23 protein-coding genes are annotated in these 16,300 nt (G+C 36.1%); 1 reads left to right on the plus strand and 22 read right to left on the minus strand.

Annotated elements, in window-relative coordinates; translation table 11 throughout:
- Window positions 1-83: 83 nt before the first annotated feature.
- From AB1349_05525 to AB1349_05610, 18 genes are all read right to left on the minus strand, one after another.
- Window positions 84-770, minus strand: coding sequence for an MBL fold metallo-hydrolase (locus AB1349_05525; GenBank protein ID MEW6556799.1), 687 nt, complete (start codon window positions 768-770; stop codon window positions 84-86).
- Window positions 771-912: 142 nt separating this feature from the next.
- Window positions 913-1,848: an ARMT1-like domain-containing protein gene (locus AB1349_05530; protein ID MEW6556800.1), complete on the minus strand. Its 936-nt coding sequence runs from the start codon at window positions 1,846-1,848 to the stop codon at window positions 913-915.
- Window positions 1,848-2,222: a hypothetical protein gene (locus AB1349_05535; protein ID MEW6556801.1), complete on the minus strand. Its 375-nt coding sequence runs from the start codon at window positions 2,220-2,222 to the stop codon at window positions 1,848-1,850. Before AB1349_05535 ends, AB1349_05530 begins: the two co-directional genes overlap by 1 nt.
- Window positions 2,223-2,253: 31 nt before the next feature.
- Window positions 2,254-2,454 carry a zinc ribbon domain-containing protein gene (locus AB1349_05540; protein MEW6556802.1) on the minus strand — a complete coding sequence of 67 codons (201 nt, stop codon included), beginning with the start codon at window positions 2,452-2,454 and terminating at the stop codon, window positions 2,254-2,256.
- Window positions 2,455-2,466: 12 nt separating this feature from the next.
- Window positions 2,467-2,784, minus strand: a complete 318-nt coding sequence (gene trxA / locus AB1349_05545; protein ID MEW6556803.1) for a thioredoxin — start codon at window positions 2,782-2,784, stop codon at window positions 2,467-2,469.
- Window positions 2,785-2,837: 53 nt separating this feature from the next.
- Window positions 2,838-3,008, minus strand: coding sequence for a hypothetical protein (locus tag AB1349_05550; GenBank protein ID MEW6556804.1), 171 nt, complete (start codon window positions 3,006-3,008; stop codon window positions 2,838-2,840).
- Window positions 2,995-3,885 carry an ATP-binding protein gene (locus AB1349_05555; protein ID MEW6556805.1) on the minus strand — a complete coding sequence of 297 codons (891 nt, stop codon included), beginning with the start codon at window positions 3,883-3,885 and terminating at the stop codon, window positions 2,995-2,997. Before AB1349_05555 ends, AB1349_05550 begins: the two co-directional genes overlap by 14 nt.
- 5 nt (window positions 3,886-3,890) lie before the next feature.
- A complete protein-coding gene (locus tag AB1349_05560) occupies window positions 3,891-4,721 on the minus strand; it encodes an ATP-binding protein (GenBank protein MEW6556806.1) in 831 nt (276 codons plus the stop codon).
- Between the two features lie 76 nt (window positions 4,722-4,797).
- Window positions 4,798-5,016 carry a hypothetical protein gene (locus tag AB1349_05565; protein ID MEW6556807.1) on the minus strand — a complete coding sequence of 73 codons (219 nt, stop codon included), beginning with the start codon at window positions 5,014-5,016 and terminating at the stop codon, window positions 4,798-4,800.
- A 5-nt stretch (window positions 5,017-5,021) separates the two neighbouring features.
- Window positions 5,022-5,210, minus strand: coding sequence for a NifB/NifX family molybdenum-iron cluster-binding protein (locus AB1349_05570; protein ID MEW6556808.1), 189 nt, complete (start codon window positions 5,208-5,210; stop codon window positions 5,022-5,024).
- Window positions 5,211-5,341: 131 nt separating this feature from the next.
- Window positions 5,342-5,800 carry a NifB/NifX family molybdenum-iron cluster-binding protein gene (locus AB1349_05575; GenBank protein ID MEW6556809.1) on the minus strand — a complete coding sequence of 153 codons (459 nt, stop codon included), beginning with the start codon at window positions 5,798-5,800 and terminating at the stop codon, window positions 5,342-5,344.
- Entirely contained in the window at window positions 5,797-6,186 is a 390-nt protein-coding gene (locus AB1349_05580) for a NifB/NifX family molybdenum-iron cluster-binding protein (protein MEW6556810.1), read from the minus strand. Before AB1349_05580 ends, AB1349_05575 begins: the two co-directional genes overlap by 4 nt.
- 111 nt (window positions 6,187-6,297) lie before the next feature.
- On the minus strand, window positions 6,298-6,669 hold the full coding sequence (locus AB1349_05585; GenBank protein ID MEW6556811.1) for a DUF5320 domain-containing protein: 372 nt from the start codon (window positions 6,667-6,669) through the stop codon (window positions 6,298-6,300).
- 211 nt (window positions 6,670-6,880) lie between these two features.
- Complete coding sequence (locus AB1349_05590) at window positions 6,881-7,330, minus strand: Fur family transcriptional regulator (GenBank protein ID MEW6556812.1); 450 nt, start codon at window positions 7,328-7,330, stop codon at window positions 6,881-6,883.
- 88 nt (window positions 7,331-7,418) lie between these two features.
- On the minus strand, window positions 7,419-8,564 hold the full coding sequence (locus AB1349_05595; protein ID MEW6556813.1) for a YibE/F family protein: 1,146 nt from the start codon (window positions 8,562-8,564) through the stop codon (window positions 7,419-7,421).
- Between the two features lie 20 nt (window positions 8,565-8,584).
- Entirely contained in the window at window positions 8,585-9,709 is a 1,125-nt protein-coding gene (locus tag AB1349_05600) for a YibE/F family protein (GenBank protein ID MEW6556814.1), read from the minus strand.
- The gene (locus AB1349_05605) at window positions 9,706-10,188 is read right to left on the minus strand and encodes a metallophosphoesterase (protein MEW6556815.1); all 483 of its coding nucleotides are present in this window, start codon (window positions 10,186-10,188) and stop codon (window positions 9,706-9,708) included. The genes AB1349_05600 and AB1349_05605 overlap by 4 nt, the downstream gene beginning before the upstream one ends.
- Before the next feature lies 1 nt (window position 10,189).
- Window positions 10,190-10,609 carry a secondary thiamine-phosphate synthase enzyme YjbQ gene (locus AB1349_05610; protein ID MEW6556816.1) on the minus strand — a complete coding sequence of 140 codons (420 nt, stop codon included), beginning with the start codon at window positions 10,607-10,609 and terminating at the stop codon, window positions 10,190-10,192.
- An 86-nt stretch (window positions 10,610-10,695) separates the two neighbouring features.
- Here AB1349_05610 and polX point away from each other — a divergent pair, with 86 nt between their 5' ends.
- Complete coding sequence (gene polX, locus AB1349_05615; GenBank protein MEW6556817.1) at window positions 10,696-12,420, plus strand: DNA polymerase/3'-5' exonuclease PolX; 1,725 nt, start codon at window positions 10,696-10,698, stop codon at window positions 12,418-12,420.
- Window position 12,421: 1 nt separating this feature from the next.
- Here polX and AB1349_05620 read toward each other — a convergent pair whose 3' ends face one another.
- From AB1349_05620 to AB1349_05635, 4 genes are read right to left on the minus strand one after another with little or no spacing between them, the layout of a single operon-like run.
- Window positions 12,422-12,778, minus strand: a complete 357-nt coding sequence (locus AB1349_05620) for a hypothetical protein (protein MEW6556818.1) — start codon at window positions 12,776-12,778, stop codon at window positions 12,422-12,424.
- Between the two features lie 42 nt (window positions 12,779-12,820).
- A complete protein-coding gene (serS, locus tag AB1349_05625) occupies window positions 12,821-14,080 on the minus strand; it encodes a serine--tRNA ligase (GenBank protein MEW6556819.1) in 1,260 nt (419 codons plus the stop codon).
- Between the two features lie 2 nt (window positions 14,081-14,082).
- Entirely contained in the window at window positions 14,083-14,763 is a 681-nt protein-coding gene (locus tag AB1349_05630; GenBank protein ID MEW6556820.1) for an NlpC/P60 family protein, read from the minus strand.
- 2 nt (window positions 14,764-14,765) lie between these two features.
- Entirely contained in the window at window positions 14,766-16,157 is a 1,392-nt protein-coding gene (locus tag AB1349_05635; protein MEW6556821.1) for an RtcB family protein, read from the minus strand.
- Window positions 16,158-16,300 lie beyond the last annotated feature (143 nt).

Raw genomic sequence — 16,300 nt, forward strand, 5'->3', positions numbered from 1 at the left:
GAATATAAAATTTATTTTTTGTATGCCTTTTGGCATTTGTCATAAGTGTATCATTTTTATACGGTTGTGTCAAGAGCATTTTATTATCGGTAAAATATAAATTTATAGCCGTTTTTCAGGTCGACTTTTATTTTAATTTTTGCACCACAACCAAGATCAAAGAAATCTTTGCCCCAAGCTTCTCTAAATAATTCTATAGGTCTGTCTCCAGTGCAATGAGAGGGACCGACCATTTTAACCTCAAGTTTTTTTAAGTCTTTAATTATCTCTTCGATTTCATTTTCACTATACGCTATCAGATGAAATCCACCAAGAACTAAATATACATTATTGTTTTTCGTAATTTTTATTGCTTCCTTGACTATATTTACTATTCCCGGATGAGCACAACCAGTGATTACAATAATTCCTTTTTCTGTATTCAATACTAATGACTGTTCTTTTATCAATGTACCTAATTCACCTGTAGAATAAACATTTTCAAGTAGCTTTACAGGATTTTTGACAGAGATAACTTTTTGACACATTTTCTCCACGTCATGTTTAAATCCTTCTGGAAAAGATTCTGGTAAATAAACTATGACATCATTATTTTTTTCTAAGAAGTCCCATATTCCACCAATATGGTCATCGTGAATATGAGACAGCACTATTACATCAACTTGTTTTGGGTCGATTCTTAATTTTTCCATATTAGACAAAAGAATAGTACCCATACCACCAACATCAAAGAGTATCGTTTTCTCTATACCTTCAATAATACAAGACATTCCCCATGCTGTAGTTAGATTTTTGTTGCCAGGGACATTATTATAAAGTACAGTGATAGTGATATCTTTGGCATACGACACCGACGGAAATAAAAGTACCATCAAAAAGATAATGACTTTTTTAATTAACAAATATGCCTCGCTATTTTTTTGCTCCTTTTTTGAGTATTATGTCTCCAACCTTTATTTCTAAATGCTCAGCAACAAGTGGACATTTTACTTTCAGAAGGAAAAATGTATTCTTTTTGTTTTCCTCATTCAATGTTTCATAGTTACCTTGGCCTTTGGAAATTATCATCTGAGCACTATTATAAATTTTTAGAAATTTTTTTGAACATAGATCCAAAATCGTTCCTGGTGCATCAGAACCGTTAGGAATAATTTCAGCTACATCGTTCATCTTCACCTCATTGGTGTCTTCTATAGTTACATCATTAATAACCGGGATACTTTTTACTGCATAGTAGACTTTTACCTTATGCAGTTTTTTAACCTCTTCTATCAATATTTTATCAAAAACAATCTCGCCAGCATTGTCACCAAGATAAAGTAAGGTTTTTGTTTTATTGAGACTCTCACAAAAGAAATCATAATGAAATATAGCAAACTCTTTAATCAACACTTCTTTCAAAGTAGCATTTAAATCAAATTGAGTACCTGCACCGAAATCAATAATATTGCCAGCGATAGATAATCTTATTGCTGTTAATAACGGATCAGGAGAATTTTTGACTATTTCTTTAAGTTTAAGATACATCTTCAAAGCAATTTTGTTATATTTAACTTTTATATCATGATAAGGGTCTTTACAACCAGTAATTTCTCTGATTATTTTATAAACATGACGTCCGATATGCGGAGGTGTAAGAGTTTCGTTTGATGGATTATTTCGAATGGAATCTATAAGAAAAGACATTACCTGCACTAAAATTTTTCTGTGTAGTTTCTCATCATTTGTAGATAACCGTGTAGTATCTAAAGTTTGTCTAATAATACATGGCCTGCGTGTGGAAATTTTGTTCTTGGCCAGAAATAAGCGATAACTATCCCTGCGATAGCCATTGGGTTTACCAACCACTATTTCTCAATGAATCCTAAATGAATCCCCCGATTAGGCATCTTTAGCATTACCTCGCTTATGTAAGGAATAATTGAATCGCTGATTGTAGCAATACCTACCGAACCTACATAACCAATTATAAGTAATATCCAAAGGTTACATTGACCTTTTATGCATTTGGCACTGATGCGACTGCATTCATGAAGTCCATACATAGCGGCAGTAACCAACGCGCTTAAAAATACATGCAAGGAATGAAGTATATAAAAGATATTATACGAAACCTGATGGGGCAATTTTAAAGAAAACAGCATAATAATTATCCCGGTGAGCGTGCCAAAAAATGTAAAAGGCGTATGATTCTTCAATTCTTTAACGATTTGTCTGAACATAATCAGTTTCTGTGTATTTCTGTTTTCATATCTAATCTAAATTACAGGTTCCCGTCGGGCAGGTTGGAGTGGGAGACGAACTTCTTGAACCCGTATTAAAAGAAGCAAATGTCCTCTGAATATTTTTACTGTTACATTTTTCACATTTTAACTCTTCCCTGTTAGCGTTAATTCCTACAAGTAATTCAAAACTCTCGCCACAATCTTTACAAATATAGGTATAAAGAGGCATTTCTTTATCCTCCTAAATATACGGTTTTATTTTCTCTTCTATATTTTTTTTAGGGGTTATTCCAACTATATTTTCTACTACCTTACCGTTTTTAAATATCATCAAAGTTGGAATAGCCATAACACTGTATGCCGACGCTGTTTCTGGTGCTTCGTCAACATTCAACTTCCCAACTTTTAGTTTCCCCTGATATTCTTTGGCGATTTCTTCTATTATCGGTGCCACCATATTACATGGACCGCACCAGGGTGCCCAAAAATCCACCAATGCCGTTAATTCTGATTCCAGAATCTCTTTCTTAAAATTTTCATCAGTCAGTTTAATCTCCATCTCCAATCACCTCCTATTCGCTTCGCTCACCCCCGACTGAAGTCGGGGGCACATTATTGAAGTTTTAACTTTCTGTATGTCAGACAGAACGGGCATATTTTAGATAAACTTTTTACAAACTTTGCCAAACCTGATTGCGGTTTGGTGCGAGCAATAATACACAAAGGACAAATTAAGCATACAAAAGCCATTGGATAAAGTAAAAATTTCTTAATTAAGTTCATTCTGAATTGCCTCCCAAACATTTTTAATTTGCCGGGCAACTTTTCCATTGGAATATTCTATAATAGTTTTTTTGTTCACCACCGATTCGGTTACAACTGAGTCGTAGATAATTTTTTCCATAACACTAATTTTACTAATTTTACAATAATTTTCAATCTTTTTCGTCATCTCTATATTCAAATCGTATTTGTTAATGACTACACAAATCCTTACTCTGAAATGTTGTGCCAGTTCTATTACCCTGACCATATCGTGTATACCTGATAGAGTGGGTTCGGTTACTATTAGAACATAATCTGCGCCGGTAATTGAAGAAATGACGGGACAACCTATTCCTGGAGGCCCATCAATGATAATTAAATCACGATTTTCTTTTTCTGCTATCAATTTTGCATTTTGTCGGACCGCAGTAACCAGTTTACCTGAGTTTTCTTCTGCAATACCTAATTTAGCATGAACAAACGGACCATATTTTGTTTCTGATATAAACCATTCGCCTGATAGATTATCCTCCATTTTGATTGCCATCTTAGGACAAATATGAAAACAAACACCACAACCTTCACAGGAAATAGAGTCAATAGATACAGATTGTGGATTGTGGATTGTGGATTGCGGATTTAAAGAAATGGCATCAAATCTACATACCTTTATACAATTTCCACACTGGTTACATTTCTCGTTGTTGATTACAGCAGTTTTCCCGCCTGTAAACTGGTGTTTTTCCAAAATTTTAGGTTCAAGCAAAATATGCAAATCTGCTGCATCCACATCACAGTCGGCCATAACCTTGTTTTGGGCCAAACTGGCAAAAGCAGCAGTAATAACCGTTTTTCCTGTTCCGCCTTTTCCGCTTATAACAACAAGTTGTTTCATTTGAATTAGTCACCAGATATATTTTTATATAATTCTTGAAATTTTTTTTTATATTCAAGAATTGCTTCAATCACAGGAATTCCTCTTGAATATGCCTCAGCGATTTTTCTATCAAAAGGGATTTCCATTAGAACCGGAATATTTTCCTTGTGGCAATACTTTTCAACTTCTTCATCACCAATATCTGAACGGTTAATTACCACCCCAAAAGGAATTTTTAGTTTGCGTATAACTTCAACTGCCAAAACCAAATCATTTAAACCAAATGGTGTCGGTTCGGTAACAAGAATGCAGTAATTGCTTCCTTTGATTGATTCTATAACTGGGCAGGATGTCCCCGGCGGCGCATCAATGATAACCACTTTCTCATCAGTAATGTTTTTTTTAACTGCTCTAATGAGTGGTGGTGACATTGCTTCACCAACATTAAGTTTTCCATTAATGAATTCAATTTTTTTAGATTTGCCAATTTGTATTATTCCTATTTCTTTGCAAACTTCTTCAATTGCTTTCTCAGGACATAGCAAACTACATCCACCACATCCATGACATAATTGTTCAAATATCATTACTGATTTGGGTAAAACTGCTATTGCATGATATGCACAAATTTCGCTACATTTTCCACAATAAGTACATCTGCTTTCATCAATTTTAGGTATGAGAATATTTACGGAATGTTTTTTTTTGATTTCTGGTGTTAGAAAAATATGGGCATTAGGTTCTTCCACATCGCAATCCAAGAATTGAACTTTTTCATCTAAAGATAATGCTAAATTAACAGCAACGGTTGTTTTACCGGTCCCGCCTTTACCACTTGCAACTGAGATAATCATAGTAGAATCAATTAAAAATGTAAAATGTAAAATGTAAAATTGTGGTAGAAAGCATTTTTAATTTTTAATTACCTTTTTAGCAGCTTGAATATAATAAGCGTCTGCTGAAATCCGTTGCTTTCCTTTGTGACGGTAAAATGTTTATTCTTGAAATAATTTCCAATATCTCACCATAAATTGGCTGTGCTACTTCAAAAATAAATTTTCTATTTTCTTCAACATCATAACCAAAACTTTTGTAAAGACGAATCCTATCCAAATATTTTTTATGGTTTTCTTTTATTTCGGCATCCATACTTCCTATTTTTTGCTTAAGTATTGCTCTATCGCCTGCTTGACGGTAAGCGACCCGGATATTCCTGTAACAATTTTTATACCTGCAGAATCAAGTGCCTCTTTTGCATTAGGACCAACTGCACCGGTTAAAACCACTTCGGCACCTGTTTTTGCGATTTGTCTCGCTGATTCAGGACCTGCACCTCCCATCATACCTGCTGCTGAATTAGAAATTGGTTCCTATTTCATTGTTTCGGAATCAACAATCAAAAAATAAGCACACCTGCCGAATTGTTCACTTACTTGTGCACTCATTGAACCACCAGTAGCAGATACTGCAATTTTCATCTTCCACCTCCGCGATCTCCTCCACCCCGTCTTCCACGACCTGTACTACCACGGACACCCATTCCACGACCCATTCCCATTCCTCCACCTGACGAAATTCCATAATGTCCCGGTACTGTTGCATCCTGTGTTGGTTCTATTTTTCCTTTCTTAAAAAGTGCTATTGCTTCTTTTACGGTTCCGGAAACACCACTGATAATTTTGATACCAGCCATTTGTAAGGTTGAAAAAGCATTCGGACCTATATTCCCAGTCAAAACTGCTCCAGCACCTTTACTTGCTATCATCTGTGCGGATTGTATTCCTGCTCCTCCCATAGCACCTATATTAGGATTCTCAATTGCTTCAAATTTTAAAGTTTCAGAATCCACTATAATAAAATACTGACACCTTCCAAATCTCGGGTCAACCTGAGCATCTAAATTATTTCCCTGTGATGTTATACATATCTTCATTCCACACCTCCTCCGTGTTCACACTCCGTTTTATCAACTCCGTAGCCCTTTCCTGAACCTGGCTTACAGAGTGATTCGCCACCTTTTAATGTTCCGTCTAATAACTGCTTAATCACATCTTCAATTTTACCAGAAACACCCATAATCGTTTTTATTCCTGAAGCACCAAAAAGCCCAATTGCACGCTGACCCATTCCGCCGGCGATAATACATTCAACACCTTCTTTTCTGAGAAATTCCGGCAAAAAACCCGGCTCGTGACCCGGATTCGCAATTTTGCTTTTACTTTTTACCTCTCCGTTTTCTATTTCAATAATTGTGAAAAACGGGCAACGACCAAAATGGGCGGACACAAAATCACCATCAGTAGAGATTGCTACCTTCATAAAATATCTCCCTCTTTTTTATAACGGCGTGAAAAAGTGAAAAAGCAAGAACGATTTTACCTTTTTACTTTCTTGCCTTTTCACGCATTTCGTTTTTTCACGCCTTTTTACTTACTTTTTTTCTTCTTCGGCAGACGCATTCTCCAGCGTCTTAATCTGCTCGTTCATAGCGTTGATTTCTTCCTGCATCGCTTTCACCTGTTCTTTGAGCATGTTCGCTTCTTGCTGAGGAGTCACTTCCGGAATATATGGATATCCGTACGGTACTCCGTAGTAACCTGCTCTATATGGATACGCCCAACGCCATCCTCTGCCCCAACCGCGACCGAACCCTCTACCCCAGCCACGACCAAATCCAAACCCCCAACCTCTTCGTGGGATTGGATTCATATAGCCCGGCATAGGATAACCAGCGCAATAACCAGCAGCCCTGCCTGTCATTGGTCCAAAACCTACCGGTCCTGTTCCATCTCCACCTGGCATAACAATCACCTCCTTTCGCCCGAGTTCCCCCGATTGAAATCGGGGGCTACACGGGCTACATTATTGTGTGATTTATTCGCTTTGCTCATCCCCGAATAAATTCGGGGACTACAACGGATTTAGACGGTCGGGTTAAAACCTGACCAAACCCTCGTATCGTTTATTCTATTGAAAACCATTTTCATTAAATGAGAAAAAAATATATGCATACTTACTTACATCTATCGCATAACCCGTAGAACTGTATAAGATGTCCTTTTATTTTAAAACCATACTTTTCTGAAAGCCCTTTTTCAACAAGTTGCAAAAGTTCCACTTCATCATCAATAAAATCGGTATAATCAATTATCCTTCCGCAATTCGTACATATAAGGTGATGGTGATGTCTTTTACCTTTTGAATCTTCCGCCAGTTCAAATCTTGCCCGCCCGTCGCCGAAATCAAATTTATAAACCAACCCGAGCCGGACCAGAATATCAAGCGTTCTGTAGACGGTCGTCAGTCCGACCACTGGATATTTTTTGTGCACGGCGAGATAGATATCTTCGGCACTTAAATGGTCTCGCGTAAAACCTAAAACTTCCAGTATCGCTTCTCTCGGGAGTGTCAGTCTGTAACCAACGCCCCTGAATCTTCCGCACCACCAATTATCGTTTCTCATAATGCTACCTAATTGAAAATCATTTCCATTAACAGTATAACACAAAACCGTATTTTTGTCAAGTACTTTTTTTATTTTTTAATTTTTTTTATTTTGAGGTAACGGGCTGGGGATGGGGAGAGTATTTCCCAGTCATTAAGAAACTGGCAATAAATGCTGTTAATGGAACTGCTATAAAAAAACCGATGGAACCGGCTAACATTTGGAACACAATTATAAAAAACCATTCGTTATTAAAAAGATGAATAAGCGATTTAATTGATATGGTTGCAGAAAGTATCACAAGAAGTTCACTGCCGAAATATGCCAATACCAGTGTATTAGAAACGGTGGCGGCAATTTCACGACCTGCCTTCAAGCCGATTGGTAGCAATTGTTTTCTTCCAAGTTGGCTATTTTTTGAGACGATTTCTTCCATTATAGAAGCAACACAGATAGCAACATCAATAATTATTCCGGTAGCACCTATAAGCAGAACAGAAATTAAAAGTTCTGAAAATTTTTCAAATGGAAAAGAATAGTAGTTTCTGGAAAAATAATTTAGCATTTGAACCGGTTCTAATGAGAAGCCATTTATATTAGCAAGCGGATAAAAAATCAAACCCAGAACCATAACAAAAAAAGAACTTAAAATCGTACCAACTATTGCTGAGACCGCTTTCTTGCTAAATCCGTTTATACTGAATATCACCGAAGTAGTAATTAAAATTATTGAAGCAACTGTCAGCAGTAGTGGAGACCAGTCTTGAAGCATAAGCGGTAAAAAAACAAAAATAATAAAAATTAGGCCGATACCAACTGCGATAAGTCCTGTTGTTTTTTTAATTCCTCCGATAACTAAAACAACAAATATAAATAAACCAGCGAGTATGAAAAGATAGAAACTTCTGTTATAATCAACCACAACCGTTTTATCAATGGATTCGTTTTGAGCGAGTAAAACTCTCACGCCATTTTTTGTTAAAATTGGAACATCGTATTCATATTTTTCCGCTTTTATAATTTTACCGTTAAAAAGTTTTACATTCAGGGTTGCTTTTTGTTCCTGCTTATCAACTGTGTTTAATACCTTCCCGACTGTAAACTTCTCATTTGTTTTTGAGAGTTCTAATAATGGATGGGCATAAAAATCGTAATCCGGCTTTTCTGACCAGGAATCGGCATTAACGGCGGAGGGAAATGAGAAGTGAGAAGTGAGAAGTAAAATGAATGACAAAAAGAATTTTTTTATCATAATAATAATATCATCAGGATTTAATCTGTGTAATTTTGTTTTTTATCTGTGAAATCTGCGTTTATAAAAATTATGCCTGAAACCAAAACGGTTATTGGAATCACTATAACAAATGTTATACTGCCTATGAGCGCCTCCAGAATTACAACCGCGAAAAACTCCCAGTTAATAACCCTCAAAACCGGTATTTTTAACATGGTATAAACTGCAATCGTAATAATTGAACTAGCGGTGAAGACCAAAATCAAACTGCCAAGCATTCCGCTCAAGACATCTTTGCCAATTTTTAATCCTGAAGCCATTAACTCATTTTTTGTAATATCTTTTTTTGTATAATATAAAGCGCTCATACCGACAACTATGTCAACAATAATATCAACCGTTACGCCGAGTGCGGCTATAATAACACTGCCGATAATAATTCCTTGAAAATCAGAAATCGTCCAGTCGGTTATTGACCTTGTTGCAGTAAGTATCATTCTGGAACCTTCTATGAATAAGCCGGAAATTTTTGTTAAATTAATAAAAATTACCGACACCAAGACGGAACACATCAGCCCTATTGACAAACTCAATGCTGACGCTATAAATTTTCTGGAAAATTTCAGTATTAACACCAACATCACTAAAGCAATAAACATAGCAACTAAACTGCAGGCGATAACAGGTGGATAGCCGTTTTTTAACATTGGTAAAAGCAGAAATACAAATGATGAAATTGTTACTGTGAGGGATACTATTACAATCAATCCTTTTTTACCACATACAGCGAAAACCATAATTAAAAAAAACAGCAAAAATAAAAAAAGGATTCTATCACGCGGGTAACCTTTAATTAAAACACTGTCAATTTTGCTATCTGCGGTCTCATTTATTCTGACAACAATTGTATTGCCATGCTTAATGCAGGTATTGTAATTTTTTTCATCCCATAGATAATTATTTGTTTTTACAATTGAACCTTTAAATTTCCCGGTTAAAATTCTTAAGTTAACATCTTGAATTACAACACCTGATTTTATCTCGGACGAGCCAATATTTAATACTTTTGCTTTTGAATAAACATCAGCATAAAGATTAAAAACAGAACTAAAAAAAATATGAAAAAAAATGAAATAAAAAATCGCTATGAAATTTTTTTTCACAGATATATAATTTCCGCTGATATTTTTTGCGTATCAACAACTGCAACTGTGCATCTATTAGTAAGCCAGCCACTGCATTCACCGGGATTAACAATAAGTGCGGTATTTTTTCTTATATCAATTTTATGGGTATGCCCGTAAATCACAATATCATATTTTTTGCTCTTCTGAAGTTCGTCTATAAATTTCGGCTGGTGCATTAAAACAACTTTTTTTCCGTCAACTTCAAGTTCAACAAAATCCTGATGAAGTTCGCCTATATTTTTGAATCTTTCTAAAAGATACGGTTTGTCGCCGTCATTATTACCGAATACACCGACTAATTTCATTTTTAGTTTTTCAAACTCTTGTGCGGTGAATGGCGAAACATAGTCGCCGGCATGCAGAACAATTGCGACATTTTTTTCGTTAAAATAATTTACTGCTTTTTTTATAGCAGGTAAATTATCGTGTGAGTCAGCCATTATACCGACGAGCATTTTAATCACCAATAATTTTTACAATAATTTTTCTATCCCGTGGACGATTATCCATATCTACGAAAACAATCTGTTGCCATCTGCCCAATGTTAACTGACCGTTTTCAATCGGAACAGAAAGCGTAGCACCTAATAATGACGCACGCAGATGCGAGGTAGCATTCTTATCTGAGTGTGTTTTATTATGTTGATAGTCCTTATTTTCTTTAACAATTTCTCTTAAAAGATTCTGGAAATCTGTAATCAGTCCCGGTTCATATTCAATAGTTGTAACTGAACCGGTTGCACCCGGTACAAAAATATTCATAATACCGTTTTTTATATCTGATTTCTCTAAAATAGCCGAAACCCTGTCTGTTATATCTACAATCTCACAATTACCTTTTGTTGACAGATACAGTTTATCAGTAAAAAAAATCATAATTTTTATTTTATCAAAAAACTTGAAAAAGTCAAACAAAAAAACTATAATATCCAATTAGACCAATTGGACTAATTGGACAAAATATGAAAAACAAAGAGGTTGCTGAAATTCTGTATCAGATTGCCGAACTTCTATCGCTCAAAAACGAGAACCCGTTCAAAATCCGTGCATATGAGAAGGCGGCAATGAATATTTCATCACTTACAGAAGATATTAAAGAAGCGATATGCCGTGGTGAAAAAATAAGCGGTGTCGGCGAAAGTATTTCTGAAAAAATTAAGGAATATCTTGAAACAGGCAAATTGAAATATCTTGATGAGTTAAAAAAGGATTTCCCAGCCGGTCTTTTACAGATAATGTCAATTCCCGGAATGGGTCCTAAAAAAGCAAAACTTATTTATGACAAATTAGGCGTAAAGACAGTTGATGAATTAAAAAACGCAGCACAGAATGGGCTTTTACGCAATATCAAAACGCTAGGTGAAAAGACTGAAGAAAACATACTGAAAGGGATTGAACTTATCAAACAAGGCAAAGAACGACTTCTTATTTCTGATGCGCTTTCAATTGCAGAAAGAATTATTAAAAAACTGAAAACGGAAGAAGCGGATGGCAGGGCGGATATCATCCAGATTTCAGAAGCAGGCAGTTTAAGACGCCGTGCAGAAACAATTGGCGATATTGATATTTTATGTGCCTCAAAAAATCCTGAAAAAATTACAGAACGGTTCTGTTCGTTTGGGAAACAGATTCTGGCAAAAGGTGAAACTAAGTCAAGCATTCTTACTGACGAAAATATTCAGGTTGATTTACGGATTGTGAAAGAGTCGGAGTTTGGTGCGGCACTGCAGTATTTTACGGGCTCCAAGCAACACAACATTGCATTACGCGAGCTTGCGAATAAACTTGGCTACAAAATTAGCGAATATGGTATATTTGAATTAGAAACCAATAAAAAAGTTGGTGGGAAAACAGAAGAAGAAATTTACAAAAAACTTAAACTCCAATTCATTCCACCGGAACTAAGAGAGGCAAAAGGCGAAATAGAACTGGCATACAAAAATCAACTTCCAAAGTTGGTTAAGTTGGCAGACATCAAAGGTGATATGCATATTCATACGAACTACTCTGACGGACATATGACAATTGACCAAGTTGTAGAGAGAGCGAAACAACTGGGTTATGACTGGCTTGGTATTTGTGACCATTCTCAATCGCTAAAAGTTGCAGGTGGGCTGGATACAAAAACGCTTCTTAAAAAAGTTGAAGCAATAAAAAAATTTAATCAGAATTCAAAAGATATAAAACTTCTATGCGGTAGTGAAGTGGATATTCTTTCGGATGGTACACTTGATTATTCGGACGATGTATTAAATGAGCTTGATATCGTGGTAGCGTCAATACATACTGGTTTTAAGCAAGACGAAAAAACAATGACAACCAGAATAATAAAAGCGATAAAAAACAAATTTGTAGATATAATTTGCCATCCGACAGGCAGGTTAATAGGTGAACGAGAACCGTATTCAGTAAATCTTGAACAAGTTATAAATGCAGCAGCTGAGTATGGTGTAGCTTTAGAAATAAACGCATTCCCTCAACGGCTGGATTTACAGGATATATGGTGTAGAAAAACAAAAGAAAAAGGTATAAAATTAGTAATTGGAACGGATGCACATTTTATAGACCAGCTGAGTTTCTTGAAGTATGGACTGTTTGTTGCTCGCCGAGGCTGGCTTGAAAAATCAGACCTATTAAACTGTCTAAATTATTCTGAACTCAAAAAAATTTTATCACAAAAAAGGTAACTTATACTGTTTCTTGCTTTTTCTCTTCTTCTTTTTTTTCTTTTTCTTTTTCAGCTTTTAGCGATTTTACTGGCTGCCAGCGGGAGCCGACTTTTTTGAACAGGTCTAAATCCCATTTTATATCTCTTAAATTAGGAACCCCTTTAAGCGCCATATCAAGATTTTTCAGCATATTCATAATTGCTACTTCTTCCATATCATGCGCTGCTTTGCCAGTGAATTCCAATTCGCCTTTTATCTCAGTATTACCTTTTGTTGTTGTGATTCTCAATTTTTGTGTATTTATCCAGCGTTTGACAAGTTCTATTTTTACATTATTATTTATCTGCCAGTCCATTTTTCGTGAATACTCAACCATAATTCCTCCGTAAACTGCAGGTAACAGGTAAAAAGTTAAAGGTTAAAATTTTGTAATCTTTACAAAACCTGTATATTTTTGGAGTGCTGCAGGAATTGAAATAGAACCATTGCTATTTTGACAATTTTCTAAAATAGCAGCAAAAGTCCTACCAACAGCAACTCCAGAGCCATTTAGAGTATGTATGAATTCTAATTTCTTGTCTCTACGAAATTTGCAATTGATACGGCGTGCCTGAAAATCTTTACAATTTGAAATTGAGGAAACCTCACGCCATTTCTTTTCACCTGGCATCCAAACTTCTAAATCATATGTTTTTGCCGACGAAAAACCCAGTTCAGCAGTACATAATTCTACAACTCTATATGGAAGTTCAAGTTGTTTAAGAACCTCTTCGGCATCTGAAACCATTTTGTAAAGTTCTGTTATTGACTCTTCTGGCTTTGTAAATTTTACAAGTTCTACTTTGTTAAACTGATGATTTCTTATCAGCCCGCGAGTATCTTTCCCATATGAGCCCGCTTCCCGTCGGAAACAGGCGGTATATGCAACATAACTTATCGGAAGTTGCGCCTCGGCTAAAATTTCTTCACGATGGATATTGACGAGTGGGACCTCGGCAGTCGGAATAAGATATTCGTTTTTTTCGCATCTATAAAGTTCTTCTTCAAACTTTGGCAACTGACCCGTTCCGACGAGACATTTTTTGTCAACGATAAAAGGCGGAAAAATCTCTTTATAGCCGCGTGACAGATGAACATTAATCATAAAATTTATCAAGGCACGTTCCAGTTTTGCGCCTTCATTTTTGAGCAATGCGAACCTTGTTCCTGAAAGTTTTGAAGCAGTTACAAAATCCAGAATTTTCAAGCCCTCACCGAGTGTTTGGTGGTCAAGCGGCTCAAAATCAAACTGTTTTATCTCGCCAGTCTGCCGGGCAATTTTGTTATCTTCCGGAGATTTACCAACCGGTACTGTTACATCAGGAATATTCGGAATATAGTACATTTGTACTATAAGTTCTGTCTCAAAATTTTTTATTTTTTCATCATTCTCTTTTATTTTCTGTTTCAATTGTTGCATCTCTTTTATCTTCTGACTTCTGACTTCTGACCTCTGACTTCTTGCTATCTCATCAGAGACCTTATTTCTTTCTGTTTTAAATTCTTCGTTTTCTTTCAGGATTTTTCTGTAATCTTCATCCAGCAAAATAATTTTATCTAAATCAAATTTTAGATTCCTGTCTGCTATTGCTTTTTTTACAACTTCTGGTTTTTCTCCAATAAGTTTTATATTAATCATATCTACATTTTTTTCTTTGGGATATTAAAGAAAGTGCCAAAAGAGTTTATCAATTCGCCGGAATGATATTTTGTTCCTTTTGGATCTTTTTTTCTTCTTTTTCTTAATAATGTATCTTTACGAGGATAACGCCGATTAGCAAAAGAAACAATAACACCTTCGTCAACTGAACTATGTATGTACTTTATAGTCCCTTTACTGTCTACATTTTCAACAATTCCGATATGGGTGAGTTTATCATATGTTTCTGGATTTCTATCGGTATCGTATGTGTTATCAAAAAAAATTATGTCGCCTTTGACAGGTTTTATATTTTTACTGTATATTTTGTTATGCTGATAAAGTATTTTCCATATTCGTTGAACATTACGCTCACCCGAAATTTTTTTAATGTTATTCTCTAACTGATTTATTCCTGTCATTACATAAACAGCACGAACAAATCCTGAACAATCCATAATATACGGCACTTTTTCTTTTTTGAGCTGGTCATAGATTTTGATTCTGTCGTTATAAGATGGTTCCATTTTTTTTATTTTATAGGCGGATTCTATTATATCTTTACGGACAGTTTTTTCTTCTTTTTTGTACCAGTTCTTATCAATATATTTAGGAGCAGTAGCACATCCAAAAAAGGCAGTGAGCAGGAAACAGGAAGTAGTAATCAGCAATTTGCTTTTCACTTTCAGCCCTTAATTACACCAAGCGGTTTCATTTTTGCTATTTTTTTTGATATTCCAGCATTATGGCAGACCTCAACAACCAGGTTCACATCTTTGTAAGCGTTCGGCGATTCTTCTGCAAGTGTTTTCCATTCTTTTGCTTGAACAGTGATGCCTTCTGTTTCAAGCCGTTTTGCGAGTTCGCTTCCTCGTTCACCTTTTAACGCCTGAGTTCTTGACATTTGGCGACCCGCACCGTGACAGGTAGAACCGAATGTTTCTTTGAGTGCCTGTTCAGTGCCGACGAGCACATAACTTGCAGTACCCATAGTGCCGGGAATTAAAACTGGTATATTCGGGAACGAGCGGGTTGCACCTTTTCTATGAATGAAAATTCTTTTACCGGAATGGTCTTCAAACTTGCCGATATTATGTGCAACATCATAAACCAGTTCAAGTCCAAGTTCTTTTGGCGATTTTGTAAGTAGTTTCATAAATGTTTCACGAACCCAGTGTGTTATGATTTGTCTATTTGCCCATGCATAATTTGCCGCGGATGCCATTGCTGAAAAATATCTTTTTCCCTCGTCAGACAGAACAGGTGCGCATGCGAGTTGTTTATCAACAAGATTTATCCCGTATTTTCTTGCCGCATCAAGCATAACTTTTATATAATCATCGCAGACCTGATACCCAAGCCCACGACTTCCTGTATGTATCATTATTGTTATTTGCCCTAAAAACAGCCCGAACTTTTTTGCAAAACTTTCGTCATAAATTTCTACAACTTCCTGGACTTCTAAAAAATGGTTCCCGGCACCGAGTGTGCCGAGTTGCTCACGACCTCGTTCTATTGCCCGTTGTGAGACATTAACAAAATTAGCGCCTTCAAGTGTGCCGTTTTCTTCGGTATTTTTTAAGTCGTTTTTTTCACCAAACCCTTTTTCTACAGCCCACTTTGCACCTTTTTCTAAAACCTGTTTTACTTCTGATGGTAACAGGTTTAATTTCCCCGTTGAGCCTACACCTGATGGTATATTTGTAAAAAGTGCAGGAATTAAATTTTTGATATTTTTGTAAATGTCTTTTTTGGAAAGGTTTGTTCTTAAAAGTCTGACTCCGCAGTTGATATCATAGCCAATCCCACCAGGAGAAATTATTCCATTGTTTAAATCAAATGCACCGACACCGCCTATTGGAAACCCGTAGCCCCAGTGAATATCCGGCATCGCAAGTGATTTTCCGATAATACCCGGAAGTGATGCAACATTTGAGACCTGCTGGTACGCGTTATCCGAACAGATGTTCGGCACCATTTTCTCAGATGCAAAAATCAGCCCCTCGGTTTTCATCGCACCAGTTTTTTCAATTTTCCAGCGGTAATCATCAATTTTTTTTAGTGGACACGGATACATAGGGTTCACTGAAAAACTCTTGGAACCACAGATTCACATAGATGTCATGCTGAATGAAATGAAGCATCTCGGTTTTGAGATTCTTCGGGCTTCGCCCTCAGAATGACATTTTCTCCGTGTCAATCTGTGTCCATCTGTGGTTA

It is taken from the genome of Elusimicrobiota bacterium (assembly GCA_040757695.1).
Lineage (GTDB): Bacteria > Elusimicrobiota > UBA8919 > UBA8919 > UBA8919 > JBFLWK01.

Coding starts and splice junctions, on each gene's coding strand:
- AB1349_05525 (MEW6556799.1), bottom strand. CDS start 770: ATGTCTTGTATTATTGAAGGTATAGAGAAAACGATACTCTTTGATGTT.
- AB1349_05535 (MEW6556801.1), bottom strand. CDS start 2,222: ATGTTCAGACAAATCGTTAAAGAATTGAAGAATCATACGCCTTTTACA.
- AB1349_05540 (MEW6556802.1), bottom strand. CDS start 2,454: ATGCCTCTTTATACCTATATTTGTAAAGATTGTGGCGAGAGTTTTGAA.
- trxA (MEW6556803.1), bottom strand. CDS start 2,784: ATGGAGATTAAACTGACTGATGAAAATTTTAAGAAAGAGATTCTGGAA.
- AB1349_05550 (MEW6556804.1), bottom strand. CDS start 3,008: ATGAACTTAATTAAGAAATTTTTACTTTATCCAATGGCTTTTGTATGC.
- AB1349_05555 (MEW6556805.1), bottom strand. CDS start 3,885: ATGAAACAACTTGTTGTTATAAGCGGAAAAGGCGGAACAGGAAAAACG.
- AB1349_05560 (MEW6556806.1), bottom strand. CDS start 4,721: ATGATTATCTCAGTTGCAAGTGGTAAAGGCGGGACCGGTAAAACAACC.
- AB1349_05565 (MEW6556807.1), bottom strand. CDS start 5,016: ATGGATGCCGAAATAAAAGAAAACCATAAAAAATATTTGGATAGGATT.
- AB1349_05570 (MEW6556808.1), bottom strand. CDS start 5,210: ATGATGGGAGGTGCAGGTCCTGAATCAGCGAGACAAATCGCAAAAACA.
- AB1349_05575 (MEW6556809.1), bottom strand. CDS start 5,800: ATGAAGATATGTATAACATCACAGGGAAATAATTTAGATGCTCAGGTT.
- AB1349_05580 (MEW6556810.1), bottom strand. CDS start 6,186: ATGAAGGTAGCAATCTCTACTGATGGTGATTTTGTGTCCGCCCATTTT.
- AB1349_05585 (MEW6556811.1), bottom strand. CDS start 6,669: ATGCCAGGTGGAGATGGAACAGGACCGGTAGGTTTTGGACCAATGACA.
- AB1349_05590 (MEW6556812.1), bottom strand. CDS start 7,330: ATGAGAAACGATAATTGGTGGTGCGGAAGATTCAGGGGCGTTGGTTAC.
- AB1349_05595 (MEW6556813.1), bottom strand. CDS start 8,564: ATGATAAAAAAATTCTTTTTGTCATTCATTTTACTTCTCACTTCTCAC.
- AB1349_05605 (MEW6556815.1), bottom strand. CDS start 10,188: ATGCTCGTCGGTATAATGGCTGACTCACACGATAATTTACCTGCTATA.
- AB1349_05610 (MEW6556816.1), bottom strand. CDS start 10,609: ATGATTTTTTTTACTGATAAACTGTATCTGTCAACAAAAGGTAATTGT.
- polX (MEW6556817.1), top strand. CDS start 10,696: ATGAAAAACAAAGAGGTTGCTGAAATTCTGTATCAGATTGCCGAACTT.
- AB1349_05620 (MEW6556818.1), bottom strand. CDS start 12,778: ATGGTTGAGTATTCACGAAAAATGGACTGGCAGATAAATAATAATGTA.
- serS (MEW6556819.1), bottom strand. CDS start 14,080: ATGATTAATATAAAACTTATTGGAGAAAAACCAGAAGTTGTAAAAAAA.
- AB1349_05635 (MEW6556821.1), bottom strand. CDS start 16,157: ATGTATCCGTGTCCACTAAAAAAAATTGATGATTACCGCTGGAAAATT.